General features: G+C 41.7%; 9 protein-coding genes, 5 pseudogenes and 1 riboswitch. Of the genes and pseudogenes, 3 read left to right on the plus strand and 11 right to left on the minus strand.

The features are described from left to right. Positions 1–73 precede the first annotated feature (73 nt). The 7 genes and pseudogenes from AABM38_RS16400 to AABM38_RS16430 form a co-directional block, all read right to left on the minus strand. Positions 74–1,083: pseudogene (locus AABM38_RS16400) on the minus strand (DUF1646 family protein). A 189-nt stretch (positions 1,084–1,272) separates the two neighbouring features. Continuing rightward, positions 1,273–2,391 (minus strand): annotated as a pseudogene (locus AABM38_RS16405) (ribonucleotide-diphosphate reductase subunit alpha); the annotation flags it as partial. Positions 2,392–2,451: 60 nt separating this feature from the next. Further along, positions 2,452–2,784 carry a hypothetical protein gene (locus AABM38_RS16410; RefSeq protein ID WP_423407373.1) on the minus strand — a complete coding sequence of 111 codons (333 nt, stop codon included), beginning with the start codon at positions 2,782–2,784 and terminating at the stop codon, positions 2,452–2,454. Between the two features lie 63 nt (positions 2,785–2,847). After that, positions 2,848–3,387, minus strand: a complete 540-nt coding sequence (locus AABM38_RS16415; protein WP_423407374.1) for a hypothetical protein — start codon at positions 3,385–3,387, stop codon at positions 2,848–2,850. A 202-nt stretch (positions 3,388–3,589) separates the two neighbouring features. After that, positions 3,590–4,288, minus strand: a pseudogene (locus tag AABM38_RS16420) (ribonucleotide-diphosphate reductase subunit alpha); the annotation flags it as partial. Between the two features lie 284 nt (positions 4,289–4,572). Continuing rightward, a pseudogene (locus AABM38_RS16425) lies at positions 4,573–5,367 on the minus strand (ribonucleotide reductase N-terminal alpha domain-containing protein); the annotation flags it as partial. 347 nt (positions 5,368–5,714) lie between these two features. Next, on the minus strand, positions 5,715–6,551 hold the full coding sequence (locus AABM38_RS16430; RefSeq protein ID WP_423407375.1) for a lipoate--protein ligase family protein: 837 nt from the start codon (positions 6,549–6,551) through the stop codon (positions 5,715–5,717). A 243-nt stretch (positions 6,552–6,794) separates the two neighbouring features. On the opposite strand from AABM38_RS16430, the gene AABM38_RS16435 reads away from it, so the two are divergent. Beyond that, positions 6,795–7,112 (plus strand): rhodanese-like domain-containing protein, encoded by a 318-nt coding sequence (locus tag AABM38_RS16435; RefSeq protein WP_423410771.1) that lies wholly within the window; start codon positions 6,795–6,797, stop codon positions 7,110–7,112. Between the two features lie 222 nt (positions 7,113–7,334). Here the strand turns inward: AABM38_RS16435 and gcvPB are convergent, their stop codons facing one another. Genes gcvPB through gcvT form a run of 3 tightly spaced genes read right to left on the minus strand, consistent with a single transcriptional unit; the run spans position 7,335 to position 11,265 of the window. Continuing rightward, positions 7,335–8,795: an aminomethyl-transferring glycine dehydrogenase subunit GcvPB gene (gene gcvPB, locus AABM38_RS16440; RefSeq protein WP_423407376.1), complete on the minus strand. Its 1,461-nt coding sequence runs from the start codon at positions 8,793–8,795 to the stop codon at positions 7,335–7,337. Next, positions 8,788–10,134 (minus strand): aminomethyl-transferring glycine dehydrogenase subunit GcvPA, encoded by a 1,347-nt coding sequence (gcvPA, locus tag AABM38_RS16445; protein ID WP_423407377.1) that lies wholly within the window; start codon positions 10,132–10,134, stop codon positions 8,788–8,790. Before gcvPA ends, gcvPB begins: the two co-directional genes overlap by 8 nt. A 24-nt stretch (positions 10,135–10,158) precedes the next feature. After that, complete coding sequence (gene gcvT, locus AABM38_RS16450; RefSeq protein ID WP_423407378.1) at positions 10,159–11,265, minus strand: glycine cleavage system aminomethyltransferase GcvT; 1,107 nt, start codon at positions 11,263–11,265, stop codon at positions 10,159–10,161. Between the two features lie 206 nt (positions 11,266–11,471). Beyond that, positions 11,472–11,561: riboswitch (glycine riboswitch) on the minus strand. A gap of 171 nt (positions 11,562–11,732) precedes the next feature. Here gcvT and AABM38_RS16455 point away from each other — a divergent pair. Further along, positions 11,733–13,421: a DEAD/DEAH box helicase gene (locus AABM38_RS16455; RefSeq protein WP_423407379.1), complete on the plus strand. Its 1,689-nt coding sequence runs from the start codon at positions 11,733–11,735 to the stop codon at positions 13,419–13,421. Beyond that, on the plus strand, positions 13,399–14,193 hold the full coding sequence (locus tag AABM38_RS16460; protein WP_423407380.1) for a YqhG family protein: 795 nt from the start codon (positions 13,399–13,401) through the stop codon (positions 14,191–14,193). Before AABM38_RS16455 ends, AABM38_RS16460 begins: the two co-directional genes overlap by 23 nt. A 434-nt stretch (positions 14,194–14,627) precedes the next feature. Here AABM38_RS16460 and AABM38_RS16465 read toward each other — a convergent pair. Beyond that, a pseudogene (locus AABM38_RS16465) lies at positions 14,628–14,806 on the minus strand (YqzE family protein). Positions 14,807–14,826 lie beyond the last annotated feature (20 nt).

The raw sequence follows: 14,826 nt of genomic DNA on the forward strand, positions 1-14,826 counted from the left end.
TTTACAGTTATTATGGGCAGAAATGCAAAAAGAGGATGGGAAAAATATTTCCATCCTCTTTAATATTCCCCGGCTAAAAAACAAATAGGACAATATAATAAAAAAACATGGTAGCAAGGCCAACCGGAACTCCAAACGCCGCCCATTCCTTGCTGGTGATATTCAGCTTACCTGCAGAGATGATATTAGGGATATTTCCTGGAATCAGCATTCCTCCGCTGATAATAAGTCCGAGTAAAACAGCTTGTATGGTTTCACTATCCATAGCAGGACTGATTTCAGCAGCGGCAAGCGTAGCATTATCCAATATCGCTGATATCATATTGATCCAGTACAACAGTGTTGGAGAAAGCCCGATAACATACTCATTAATAAAAGGTTCGAATCCATGCCCAAGAAATGTGAGCCCCATGACGAACAAGTAGATTTTTAATGAACGAATGATAATTTCATTGTATGATTCAGACTTAGTGACAGACTTCAGTCCATTTTTTGCTTCATGCGGATTTACAAGAATCATCGACATGATGCCGAAAATTATGATGGCAGGCAGCACTTCGGCACCAATTAATTGCAGCAAATAAAAGAAGTCCTCATTCAATTTACTTATGGTGATGGTGGCCAATGGCTCACCAATCGGGGTTAAGGCAGCTCCCAGCCCAATCGAAAAACAAGCCAAGACGGTAAAACGAATTTCCGATTTCCGGTCTAACGGGAGGACATTGACGATAATCACAAGAACGATCGCCGCGATTATAGCAGTAATAATGCTTGAAGCCAAACCAAGAATGACCACTGTTAACGCAAAAAAACTCGGGGAGTGAGTAACCTGCTTCCCCATAAAATCGATTTTTCCATAGGTTTTTGAAACCATTTGGTGAGTAAGCCTGCGACAAATACAGCAATTGTGATGATAATGGGGTCCACAAGTGCTTTTCCAACTAAATGCTGATTCAACTCCCCGCTAATGGCTGCCGCAGCAATACCCATAATAAATAAAAAAATCTCCAAATTATGTTCCACCATTTTAATTGTAAAAGGCAAAAACAATACCATAAGTAAAATTACAGCTAAACCAATCATTTTCCCCAGTCCTTTATCTATATAATCGTTTCTATTATAAAAGTATTCTTAAAATTTTGATAGTTTTACGTTTTATGTTCTTATATATAGGTATTTGGACCGGGGAAATATTTTTCAATCAGTAGGATTGAGTTATCAAAAAAGAGCATAAAAATACCACGGCACTGGGCCGTGGTACATTCTTGTTTTTTATAATCCGCACTTCAACTGTGCATTACAATTTGTACAAGTGTTGCAGCCGCCGATTTCTTTTACTTCGCCTTTGCGGCAGACTGGGCAAGTATTGCCGACTTCAGAACCGATCGTAACGTTGGTAGAACGCAGTTCATGGATTGTGTCGACTAATACAACATGCTGTTTTTGCTTTTCCTTTTTATCGATTTGCTCTTCCATAGTGTTCTCTTCCGCTTTTAGCGTCAGAACCTGGGAATCGCGTGAGCCATCAACATAAACAGTTCCGCCTTTTGCTCCGCCTTTATACAAGCGTTCGTATACCTTTTCGACCTGCTCAACACTGTAGCCTTTTGGAGCATTGACCGTTTTACTGATCGAGCTGTCGATCCAGCGCTGGATGACACATTGTACATCAGCGTGTGCCTCAGGAGCCAATTCCATAGCAGACACGAACCAGTTAGGCAGGTTCTCAGGATCAGCATCCGGATTGCGGTCAAGGTATTCCTGTACGATATCCGCCTTCACTTCAATGAACTTGCCAAGACGGCCGCTTCGGAAATACGAGAATGAGAAGTATGGTTCAAGTCCTGTAGATACGCCAACCATTGTTCCAGTTGATCCCGTTGGAGCAACAGTCAGCAAGTGAGAGTTACGAATTCCGTTTTCAAGAATAGAATTGCGAATATCCTCCGGCATCTTTTTCATGAAGCCAGTGTTTGAAAACGCAGTGCGAAGTCTATTTGTTTCTTCTGCAGTTCCGCCCTGCAGGAATGGGAAGCTTCCTTTTTCGTTTGCAAGTTCTACAGACGCACGGTATGCAGATGTAGCAATCGTTTCGAAAACTTCATCAACCAGTTTGTTTCCTTGTTCGGAGCCGTATTCAGTTTCACAGTAGATCAGGAGATCGTGAAGACCCATAACACCTAGTCCTACTCGACGTTCACCTAATGCCTGTCTCTTATTATCCTCAAGGAAGTATGGAGTCGCATCGATAACATTATCCTGCATGCGGACACCTACTTCTACTGTGCGTTTTAATTTTTCGAAGTTAACAGTCTTTGTATCCTTGTCTGCCATTTCTGCTAGGTTTACTGCAGCGAGGTTACAGACACTATTTGGTGCGAGAGGCTGTTCCAGTTGTTATCCTAAAGGCTTTTTATCCTCTAGTTCTAACGGTTGTTTTTTCCCGTTAGTTCAGCATATCTTTTCATTACATACCTTCTTCATAAACAAGAGAAGTTCTTTTCTTCCTTGATCTTTACCAAAAACAGCTTTAGAAATCACCCTTAAATCCTTAACCCCATATAATCTTTCAATTTCAGTCGTCATTTCATGAATGGTAGTACTAACCTTATTAAGTGGTGTACTAAGAACAATATCTGAATGAGTTATTGACCATTTAATGACAAACTGTTTGATTTCCTCATGGATAACTTTTCTATTATTAACATACTCTTTGGTAGCAAATCCAATAGCATTTTTACCTGCACATACTTTACCGCAAAACTTCTGATTAGAAGTAACCAACACCTCAAACTCAAAATTGCAAATTAAGCATTGTCGTCTTACTCTTGGCGTTTTAATTTTACCTTACTGAGTAAGACCTGATTTTCTGAGACCTTCTAACATTCTTCCTTTTACTTCGTTGTTAGTATTCCAAAGTCTCTTGGTATGCTCACCAATTTTTTTCTTTGCGATGGGTGTATGTTTAAGGTTGTAGTGCCCATTTAATTTACCTGAGAGTGATTTGTTTATAGTAGTATTTTCAGAATTTATCCATTGAGTTATAACTGAATTAAGTGAGAAAGGCATCACCTTATAAATCTTCAAAAGTTCTTCATAAGAAACTAATTCACACTTAATTCCAAATAGGGTATTAATCTTTTCTAAAGCTTGTCTGGCGTTTTTCTTTGCATCAATATTTCTTGATTTCATCTCAATAATTTCGAGCAAAGATCCACTTTCATCAAAGATAAAAAAATCCGGCTTATATGTTTTATATCCAATATCATAGGATTTAGTTTCATATTTCCAGCGAATCTTATGATAATCAAGATACAGGGCGTATGCATATTCATAGGAGCTCCTCAAGAAAAATCCTTTATAATAGCCAGCATAGCCTCTATTCATATAAACTCTCTCCAATTTACGATTCGAATTTCAAGTAATGTAATGTTGCGGCCTCGTGGATGGATTATATTCTGCGAAGCAGGTTCACCATCTATGCGTTGCCCCTGACCAGGCTTTTAACCCTGGCCTTCGGTTCGGATTCCCATCTCAGGGTTCCCGCTTTATTCCGCAATTTTTAACGTGAGGCAAACTAAGCTGCTCTACCACACGGGTTGGTCGCTACAACCTTTTGTCCGTAAGCCTGTGCATTCGTCATATCATTGGCATTGTCGATGAAGAAAATGCCTGGTTCTGCTGAGTATGTTGCACAGATATTAATTAAATTCCATAATTCTTTAGCTTTAATTTTTCTGTAGGTGCGTACCTTATAGCCTAGCTTTTCCCACTCGCGTACATCGCCTACTTTATGCCATTCTTCATTATAAATCTTCATTGTCTCAGGATCATAGCTTTCAACATCAGGGAAACGAAGTTCATATTCCGCATCGTTTTCAACTGCATCCATAAAATCTTTAGTCAACGTTACTGAGATATTCGCACCTGTCAGGAATTCGGAGTTATGAACTGTATAAGTTCCGCCTGTTTCAAGTTTTTCCTCAGCAGCTTTGACAATATCAGCGCTGAAGCCGCCATAACCAGGAATATTTTTATAATTTACTATTCCCTGATACATTGCTTCTTCTTGCAATGTAAGTGGAGTGAATTTCAATTTCTCTTTCGCTTGTTTTTTGATTGATTCATCCTGCGTGTTTTCAATCAGGAAGCGAAGGATTCTAGGATTTTGCATTTTTGATATGATGAATTCTACAATGTCAGGATGCCAATCACTAAGCATGATCATTTGTGCCAGTATGTTGCGTTGAATCGTTAATTCAACTCTCCAGGTCGCCCCAGAGTTCAGACCATATCTTACACTCATAATTGAGTGTCCTCGCACTTCGGAATCACTTGATTCCTACTCTACTCACTTCCGCTCACTAGCGTGTTTTCGATGGTCGTTGAACCTTCTCCATTTAAGGAGCTTGGCTGCTGATTGTCTTTATCCACTTGCTGTTTTCGAGCATTCACGCTTACCGTTTCCAGTTACGTTGTAGCCAGCAAGTCAAGTAGATGTTATTCCACATCATTAAAGATTTCCCAGCAATTCACGAGGTTTATTATAGACGAGGCACGTTATGCTGCTTTACCACGTCTTGACCCACCCTGCTCAACAAGATGTGTCAGCTTCGCAATATCATCCAGCCAGGAAACCGATCCGGATGATTTTCCATTAACACCCTTTGCAAGTGTATTTCGAGGTCTTAGCGTTGAACCGTTCGTTCCAACTCCGCCGCCGCGGCTCATGATTTCCATAACCTGTTTGCGATGTTCTGAGATACCTTCGCGTGAATCTTTTACAAAAGGCATTACGTAACAGTTGAAGTAGGTAACATCCGTATCTGCGCCTGCTCCGTATAGAACTCGCCCTGCTGGGATGAAGTTCATTGACACAAGCTCCTGATAGAACTTTTCGAACCATTCCTGACGCTTCTCTTCTGTTTTTTCAACAGCTGCAAGCCCTGTCGCATTACGCTTTGCGATTTGCTCGTAAAAGACTTCCAGCGGCTTTTCAATGACATCCAATGAACGTTTGATTACCCCTGTAGATACTTCTTCGGGATCATCCAGCACGCCCCGGAATTCTTCATCGACCAGTACCTTTGCAGTTTTGCTTTCCCAATCAATATCTAGTATGAATCCAAGTCCTCTGGCGGGGAATTTCGGATCCTCCTTGATGGTGAGGACAACGAAATCTCCGTTTGATAGAGTTATTTTTTCAGTATCTTTAAAAGTATAGCGGTCCAGCATGACAAGTCGGGATACGCCTTTGTGGGTTAATTTCATATCAGGTGTGATGGGATGAACCTGTTGGAATAAACCAATATCCTTGTTCAAACTCTCAACATTCAGGCTCATTTTTTGTCCAATGGTAACAGACATTTCTACAACTCCTTCTAAGGTTTTAAATCATATCTGTATTGTTTTACTAGAAGTATGTAATTCTAGTTGCTTTCTTGAATTACCCTTACGTTATCATATCGAAACCTCAAAAATCAATATATAGTGTATTTTAAATTTTCGACAATACTATATATGGTGTTTGGTTCAAAAGAAATTAATTTTGTCAAAAACGAAATCTATCAAGAAAGCGAGAGAAAAAGAGAGAAAGATAGATATCAACCATTAAATGATATAAAACAACAAATTTCGAGGGTTGCACTTTTGGAGCAGAAATCAATCCCTTGAAAATACTGGTTAAAATAAAAAAAGCGGATTTCCGCTTTTTTTTATCTTTTAAAATTCCACTCATCTGATTCATATTTATCTTTAGCGAGTTTGTTAACGTATTCTAATTCTGATTCACTCAATGTGTAAGGCTCCAAATGAATTCCAAGTCCATCTTCAAATCCTGCCTTGAACGCTTCCTTGGCCTCGTCGATGGAAATTGTCCGGCTGCTGATCTCGTTGATTGCCACCGCTTTCGTCTTGAAGGCCTTTTGCATTCTCTCTTTTACCCGGTCATTCGGATATTTAAATAGACTGAATAGCTTATCCTCATCAAGATCAAGCAAGATAGATCCATGTTGAAGGATAACCCCCTTCTGCCTAGTCTGAGCACTTCCTGCAACCTTACGTCCCTCGACAACAAGTTCATACCAGCTCGGTGCATCAAAGCAAACCGCTGAACGGGGGTTCTTTAAAGCATCCTTTTCAGCAGATGTCTTGGGCACGGCAAAATAAGCCTCCAATCCAAGCTTTTGAAAGCCTTGTAAAATGCCTTCAGAAATAACCCGATAGGCTTCAGTCACTGTCTTAGGCATTTCAGGGTGTTCTTCTGTAACGATTACACTGTATGTAAGTTCATGCTCATGCAGCACCCCCCTGCCGCCTGTAGGCCTGCGCACGAATCCAAGTCCGTGCTGCTTCACTGCTTCCATATCGATCTCTTTTTCGATGTTTTGAAAATAACCTACAGACAACGATGCTGGGTTCCATCCGTAAAAACGGATGACAGGAGGAATTTTTCCAGAACCATGCCAATCCAGCAGCGCCTCATCAAGAGCCATATTAAAAGACGGTGAATTGTCACCAGAATCAATAAATCTCCAAACTTCTTTTTCCATGCCATTACCCCATTTTCTAATATTTGCGGTTAAGATTTTTTAAGTCTATCAAATTAATTTTCAAATGCAAAGCAGCTTGTTTTTAAAATCCCTTTAAGAAAATTGCTAATTTCCTTTGCTCTCAGGTCGGATGGCTTATATAATTGTAAGTGGCTCAGCTAAGCTTGAAAGGAGAAATATGTTTTGGATACACTTATTTTTTTAATCGTCCTCACAGTTGCGGTAGTCCTTTACTCTGTTTTCATGTATTTTTACCAGAAGAAAATCGTGAAGACTTTGTCTGAGGAAGAATTCAAAAGCGGTTATCGCAAAGCTCAACTAATCGATGTCCGTGAACCAAATGAATTTTCTGGCGGACATATTCTTGGAGCAAGAAATATCCCTCTAACCCAAATGAGGACTCGCTTGAAAGAAATCAGGCCGGACAAGCCCGTATATCTTTATTGCCAGAGCGGATCCCGAAGCGGCCGTGCTGCACAGATGCTTTACAAAAAAGGCTACAAGGATCTGTATCATTTGGAAGGCGGCTTCAAAAAATGGGGCGGCAAAGTCAAAGCGTAATAAGCTATACACCCATAAAATCACCCCTCTGTTTTTTGGCAGAGGGGTTTAGCTTTTTTTCATTGAAGGGTCACTACTTTCCCTCTTTTCTCTTTTAATCTCCACTTTGGTTAAAGAATCCGATCGCTTCGATACATCTTCTCTAACGGCATCCACTTTAGCACTAAATAAGACTGCAACAGTATAAAAAAGCCCTGCCTTCCTCGGCAGGGCTTCAGTATCTTATGCTTTTTGATAACGTAAAATTGGCTTCCTTGCAGCCGTCGTTTCATCGAGGCGGCCTACAACTGTAGAGTAAGGTGCTTCCTGAACGATTTCTGGATTTTCCTCTGCTTCCTTGGCAATCTGGATCATCGCATCAATGAAGGCATCCAGAGTTTCTTTCGATTCTGTTTCTGTTGGCTCGATCATGATCGCCTCTTCCACATTTAATGGGAAGTAAATTGTTGGCGGATGGTAGCCGAAATCCAGCAGGCGTTTTGCGATATCAAGCGTGCGGACGCCAAGCTTTTTCTGGCGCTTTCCGCTAAGGACGAATTCATGCTTGCAGTGCCTGTTGAATGGAAGATCATAATACTCAGCAAGTCTTCTCATCATATAGTTTGCATTTAATACTGCATATTCTGTTACAGCCTTCAAGCCATCAGGACCCATTGTACGGATATATGTGTAGGCACGGACATTGATGCCAAAGTTGCCGTAGTATGGCTTGACCCTGCCGATTGACTGTGGACGGTCATAATCAAATTTATATTGTCCATCCTGCTTCGTGATGATTGGCTTTGGCAGGAATGGAATTAAGTCAGCCTTTACGCCGACAGGGCCAGATCCAGGTCCGCCGCCGCCATGAGGGCCAGTGAATGTCTTATGAAGATTCAAGTGAACCACGTCGAAGCCCATGTCGCCAGGACGTGCTTTTGACATTACAGCGTTCAGGTTCGCTCCATCATAATAAAGCTTTCCGCCAGCACTGTGGACAATCTCAGCCATTTCAAGGATATTTTCTTCAAAAAGGCCAAGCGTGTTTGGGTTCGTGAGCATTAATGCAGCCGTATCCTCACCGACAACCTTTCTTAGGTCCTCTAAATCAACTAAGCCATTTTCATCAGATTTTACAGTGATTGTCTCAAATCCTGCCACTGTTGCTGAAGCAGGATTCGTTCCGTGAGCAGAGTCGGGAACAATTACCTTAGTACGCTTGTCATCGCCATTTGCCTCATGATAAGCACGGATCATCATTAATCCTGTCCATTCGCCATGTGCACCAGCAGCCGGCTGAAGAGTTACTTCGTCCATTCCCGTGATCTCAATCAGATGCTCCTGAAGGTCATACATCAGCTCAAGAGCACCCTGGACTGAACTTTCATCCTGCAGTGGATGCAAGTGTGCAAATCCATTGAAACGAGCAACGTTTTCATTCATTTTTGGATTATATTTCATCGTGCAAGATCCCAATGGATAGAATCCGGAATCCACACCGTGATTACGCTTTGAAAGTGCTGTATAATGGCGCATGATATCAAGCTCTGATGCTTCCGGAAGTTCAGGCTCCTCTTCACGCAGGAATCCTTCTGGCAAAAGCTCTGATAAATCTGCTTCCGGAACATCCATTTCCGGCAGGCTGAAGCCGACACGGCCAGGTGTGCTTAATTCAAAAATGAGTGGCTGATCTTCCTTATGCATTGATATCCCCCATTTCTTTTACAAACGCATCTATTTCTTCTTTAGTTCTCAGTTCAGTGACTGCAACAAGCATATGCTGAGCTAATTCCGGATAATCCCGTCCCAGGTCATATCCGCCGATGATTCCTTTCGTCAGCAGCTGCTGGTTGATCTCCTTAACTGGCTTATTCAGCTTAACAACGAATTCATTGAAGGATGGGCCCTCAAATGCGATTTCAAAACCATTTTCTTTAAATGCTGTCTTCGCATAATGAGCCTTTTGAATATTAGATACTGCCATTTCACGAACGCCTTTTTTGCCAAGCGCAGTCATGGCAACTGACGCAGCAAGGGCATTCAATGCCTGGTTAGAGCAAATATTGGAAGTCGCCTTATCACGGCGGATATGCTGTTCTCTCGCCTGCAGTGTCAATACGAATCCGCGTCGTCCCTGGTCATCCTTCGTTTGGCCGACCAGTCTTCCTGGAACCTTTCTTACAAGCTTGCCAGTTACGGCAAAATATCCGCAGTGAGGGCCTCCGAATGCTGTTGGAATGCCGAACGGCTGAGCATCTCCCGCAACGATATCAGCACCAAATTTTCCAGGAGGCGTCAATGCACCCAGTGCCAGCGGATTGCTCGATACCACGAACAACGATTTATTATTGTGAGTAATTTCCTCAATATTCTTCATTGGTTCAATGCGTCCAAAGAAGTTCGGATACTGCACAATGACCGCCGCAGTATCTTCATTGGCCATATTACCTAAAGCATCAAGATCGGTCACGCCATCCTTGTAAGGAATTTCTTCGACGTCGATGTATTGCCCTTTTGCATAAGCCTTAACAACGTCCTTATATTCCGGATGGACGGCGCTAGAAATTAATATTTTCTTACGCTTCGTATGGCCCGCGCTAAGCATAGCCGCTTCTGCTAATGCCGTGCCGCCGTCGTACATGGACGAGTTGGCCACTTCCATGCCAGTCAATTCACAGATCATCGTCTGAAATTCAAAGATGGCCTGAAGCTCACCCTGAGAAATTTCTGGCTGATAAGGTGTGTAGGCAGTATAGAATTCCGAACGTGATAAAACATGATCGACGATTACAGGGATGTAATGGTCATATACACCTGCACCGATAAAAGAAGAATTCATTTTCAAATCAGCATTTTTGGCAGCCATTTGCGCCAATTCTTTCATCAAAGCTGTTTCAGGCTTGGCTGGTTTAATATTGTATTCCCCGGCAAAACGGACTTTTTCAGGAATATCGCTGAATAATTCATCAATTGATGAAATGCCAATGCTTTCTAACATTGCGTTTTTATCACTTTCAGTCAGCGGTAAATAGCGATGCTTCATATTTTCTTTCCCCTCTCCGGCTTTTTACTTTTTATCTCTTTTATAAAAAGGTGTCGCTGAAACAGCAGCTTTTATACGCTTGCCGCGTATTTCAACTTCCACTTCATTTCCTAACTCTGTTTCTTTGGTATCGATTAATGCAAGACCAATATTTTTCTTGAGGGTAGGAGATTGAGTACCGGTAGTAACCTCACCAATTTGGACATCACCTTTGTATACTGGATATCCGTGGCGAGGTATACCTCTGTCAATCATTTCAATTCCGACCAGCTTTCGCGGCAGGCCGTTTTCTTTCTGCTGCTTAAGCGCTTCTTTGCCGATGAAATTTTCTTCTTTATTCAATTTAACAGCAAAGCCGATTCCTGCTTCAAGCGGACTGATTTCATGCGTCAGCTCCTGACCATATAAAGCAAGATTAGCTTCAAAACGAAGTGTATCTCTAGCTCCCAATCCACAAGGGATTACGCCAGCACATTTTCCTGTTTCAAGAATATCCTTCCAGATGCTGATGACATCTTCAGCTTTACAGTAAATTTCGAAACCATCTTCACCTGTATATCCTGTTCTTGAAACAAGTGCTTTCTTGCCATTTAAATCTACTTCCTCGCTGAACTTGAAAAAGCCAATTTGGCTAAGATCATGTTCATTGGCAAGTTTTTGAAGAACATTTTCGGCTGCTGGTCCCTGAAGAGCCAGCTGTGCCATTCCTTCTGAAAGGTTATCAATCTCGACGTCAGCACCGAGATGGTCTTTAAGCCATTCGAAATCCTTTTCAATGTTCGATGCATTGACAACTAAAAGGTAATGGTCATCTTCCATCTTATAAACTAGCAAATCGTCGACAGTGCCGCCATTTTCATAGCACATTGCTGTATATTGAGCACCGCCATTTTTAAGTTTTGAAACATCATTTGTCATCATTTTTTGCAAATAGGCAAGGCTTCCGGGACCTTTCACTTCAATTTCACCCATATGGGAAACATCGAATAAGCCTGCTCTTGTCCTTACAGCTTCATGCTCTTCCTTAATGCTTGAAAACTGGACAGGTAGCTCCCAGCCTCCAAAGTCAATCGTCTTTCCGCCATATTCCTTGTACACATCAAAAAGCGGTGTTCTTTTTAATTCAGTCATTTATGTATCCCCCTTTGTCCTGTGCCTGACAATTCAGCAAACAGCCATGCAATACATGCCCCGCTGGAAAAATCCAGAGGCATACCAAAAAAGGACAGAGCACCCCCTCTGAATTCGAGTAGGTCCCTGTCCTTTCACCTGAAAGTTTACCTGTAAAGGCTTTCCCCTTTGGTGGCTTCCACATATAAAAGCGCTCTCCAGAGATGCGTCAAACAAGAGTTCTTTTGCCTGAGAGATTCACAAAGAATTGCTTGCTCCTTCGGCGCTACGGCAGTAGTCTCTCCCCTTGTCATCATCCGCATTTATATAATTTTCCAAAATGGGCATGCTAAACCATATTACACATAGCTGCAAACTGATTTTAAAACTATAAAGTGACAAATTTCAAAACATTCAAAAGCTAACTTCATCCTACCATTAGACAGCCGGGTTCGGCAATACATTTATATTTAAAAAGAGGTGCGAAAATGACCGTTCAAATTAACTTTGATTCCTCCTGGCAGGACGAAATGGTTGATCGAATCGAGAACGATGGTCCATGGGGAAACTGGGAGCTTTTTAAGCTTGCCATAGAAATAGAAAAACATACCATTATTCCAGAATTTGAGGGTTTGCAGGCCCCAGTTCATTTACCTGAATTGACCCCTTTGCCTCACCAGCTTGAGGTCGCCAGGCAGGTTGTCGAAAATATGAATGGCAAGGCGATTCTTGCGGATGAAGTAGGCCTGGGCAAAACCATTGAGGCTGGCCTTATTTTGAAAGAATATATGATTCGGGGTCTTGTTAAGAAAGTCTTGATCCTTGTTCCCGCCTCTCTCGTTTCACAATGGGCGATGGAACTGAACACTAAATTCCACATTCCTGCAATTGCTCAGCGAAAAAGTTATGTGTGGGAACAATGTGATGTTGTCGTTTCCTCCATCGATACAGCAAAGCGGGCACCTCACTGCGAAATCATTAATAATTTAAATTATGATCTCATCATCATAGATGAAGCTCATAAGTTAAAAAATAACAAAACAAAAAACTATGAATTTGTTCAAAACCTAAAGAAAAGATTTTGCCTGCTTTTGACAGCCACTCCAATCCAGAACAGGATTGAAGAAATCTTCAATCTCGTATCCTTGCTAAAGCCAGGTCATTTAGGAAGCGAAACTGCTTTTTTTGATAAATACAAGAAAGACTCCAGGTCTGTTAATGATGATGAGCACCTCAGGGAACTAGTAAATAAAGTCATGATTCGCAACCGTCGCGCCGATACAGGAATCGAGTGGACAAAGCGGCATGTAGAAACAATTGCGATTGAGTTTTCAAAGGAAGAACGAGATTTGTACGATTCTATTCTAGGTTTGCGAGACTCAGAAGGCGGACTCGCTTCCAGCCAGTTCTCATTGATGACATTGCAGCGGGAAGCGTGCAGCAGCAGGGAAGCTGTTTTTTATACTTTGAAAAATATGCTTCAAAGGCAGGAAAACCCATCAATCGCTTTCCAGGAAATTATTGCGGGACTTATCAAGAAAGTCGAAGCCGTAACGAAGAATTCAAAAGCTGCAAAAGCATTGGAATTGATCCAAAAAATAGATGACAAGGTTATCATATTTACCGAATACAGAGCGACACAGCTCTACCTTCAATGGTTTCTTAAGCAAAACGGCATCACTTCCGTTCCATTTCGCGGAGGTTTCAAAAGAGGTAAGAAAGATTGGATGAGAGAGCTATTCCAGAAAAATGTCCAGGTCTTAATAGCTACTGAAGCTGGAGGGGAAGGGATCAACCTGCAATTCTGCAGCCACATCATCAATTTTGACCTTCCATGGAATCCAATGAGACTGGAACAAAGGATAGGCAGAATCCATCGTCTTGGACAAGAGAAAGATGTGAGAATTTATAATTTCGCGACCAAAGATACTGTGGAAGAGCACGTCCTTAAGCTTTTATACGAAAAAATACATCTATTTGAAAAAGTGATCGGTGAGTTAGATGATATCCTGACAAAATTAGAATTTGGCAATATTGAAGATCATTTGGTTGATATTTTTGGCAGATCTTCCTCAGAAGGCGAGATGCGGATTAAGATGGAAAACCTTACGTCCATGATCCAGTTCGCTGAGGAAATGAAGGAGGGTAACCAGCGTGCAGCAACAGGAAATCCATAATTTTCTTGAGAGATACTTTACGGCCAATAATTGCGAAATACATGAAAACAATTCAGGCTATATGACAGTCCAGCTGACAATTGAGCTGGACAAGGAGTTAATGAACCGCCCTTTTTACTGGCATTATCTTGAGAAGACTGGCGGCGTCCCAAACCCAATGAAGCTGACCTTCATTACAAACAGGCAGCAAGCACCGGACAATGTAAAAGGCGAGGTGATCCACTTCGGATCTCCGCGTTTGCATCAAATTTTTGATTCAACAAAAAATCTCGCAGGATTTATCCGGCTATATGAAAGTAACAACTTAAATTTTGGAGTGCAAACACCGTTAATTCCGTGGATTGGTTTAAATATGAAAATATCCTACCAATGCGACAGGAAGCGGGATCTATTTCAATCAATTGGGCTTCAGCTAATCAATGGGAGGATGGTTGAGGATTTTCATGACAAGCTGTTAAGACTGCCGATGAAGTCGAAAATTCCGGATTATGCCTATACTTTGTCTCCGCTGATTAAGCCGAAAAGCGGCTTGAACCGTATCCAAACTTTCTTAAACGGGAGGATTGAGCAAGAAGATCATTCTTGGGCAGAGGAAGCCAGGACACGGTGGAAAAAAGATTTAGATTTATTGCATCACTTCTATGAAGATAGTGAAGAAATATCTGAAAGCTTTGAAACTGAAAAAATGGCGTTACAGGAGCAGTATGAACCCAAAATAAATATTTCGATTGTAAATGGCGGCTTGTTTTATTTGACTGAAAAAGCAATCTAACAGAATGCTCTAATTTGGACATTAAAGATAGAAAGAACAAAAAGCGCAAGCGCCTTGGTCAGCCCCGACAAGTGCTGTCCGACTAAAACCGCCACGTCCTGTGGCAACGTCGGCACTAGGACATCGTGTCCGTCGAAGGGCCGACCAGTGAAGTCGTTCTTTGACTTCACCTGAGCGAACCGAAATCGAAATGTATAGCCGACTGCCCAGAAACGCAGAAACTGGAGACTCCGACTAAGAAGCGTTTTTTGCTTCTGCCGGCGGAGTTGAAGTTTCGGAGTTTCTAGGAGGCGAAACTAGACAAGCGACTCGAGGGGCTAGGCGCTGGAGCTGGATTAAGCACATCCGGCTTGAGTTATCCACACCTGAAAAATTTTATAATTTCCTAATCAAAAACAAAACCCGGACTGGTCTTTCAGCCGGGTTTTACTGGGTTATCTTTTCTTCTTTATACTGGACATCAACAGAAAAGGCAGAATTCCAAACCACCTGTATAGAAAGGTTGCTTCTGCTTCTTTTTTTGCCTGTTTCATTTTTTTCTTTCTTCTTTTGGCTGATCGATGTACTTCACAAAAGTCTGGGTAATATATTTTACATAATCATTTGTTTTCATGTTTACACCTGCCTTCTTTC

The sequence above is a fragment of the Heyndrickxia sp. MSNUG genome, from assembly GCF_049532715.1.
Taxonomy (GTDB): domain Bacteria; phylum Bacillota; class Bacilli; order Bacillales; family Cytobacillaceae; genus Mesobacillus.

Bases quoted from the DNA above. Each gene is read 5' to 3' on its own strand.
- AABM38_RS16430 (WP_423407375.1), bottom strand. From the start codon at position 6,551: ATGGAAAAAGAAGTTTGGAGATTTATTGATTCTGGTGACAATTCACCG.
- AABM38_RS16435 (WP_423410771.1), top strand. From the start codon at position 6,795: ATGTATTTTTACCAGAAGAAAATCGTGAAGACTTTGTCTGAGGAAGAA.
- gcvPA (WP_423407377.1), bottom strand. From the start codon at position 10,134: ATGAAGCATCGCTATTTACCGCTGACTGAAAGTGATAAAAACGCAATG.
- AABM38_RS16415 (WP_423407374.1), bottom strand. From the start codon at position 3,387: ATGAATAGAGGCTATGCTGGCTATTATAAAGGATTTTTCTTGAGGAGC.
- AABM38_RS16455 (WP_423407379.1), top strand. From the start codon at position 11,733: ATGACCGTTCAAATTAACTTTGATTCCTCCTGGCAGGACGAAATGGTT.
- gcvPB (WP_423407376.1), bottom strand. From the start codon at position 8,795: ATGCATAAGGAAGATCAGCCACTCATTTTTGAATTAAGCACACCTGGC.
- gcvT (WP_423407378.1), bottom strand. From the start codon at position 11,265: ATGACTGAATTAAAAAGAACACCGCTTTTTGATGTGTACAAGGAATAT.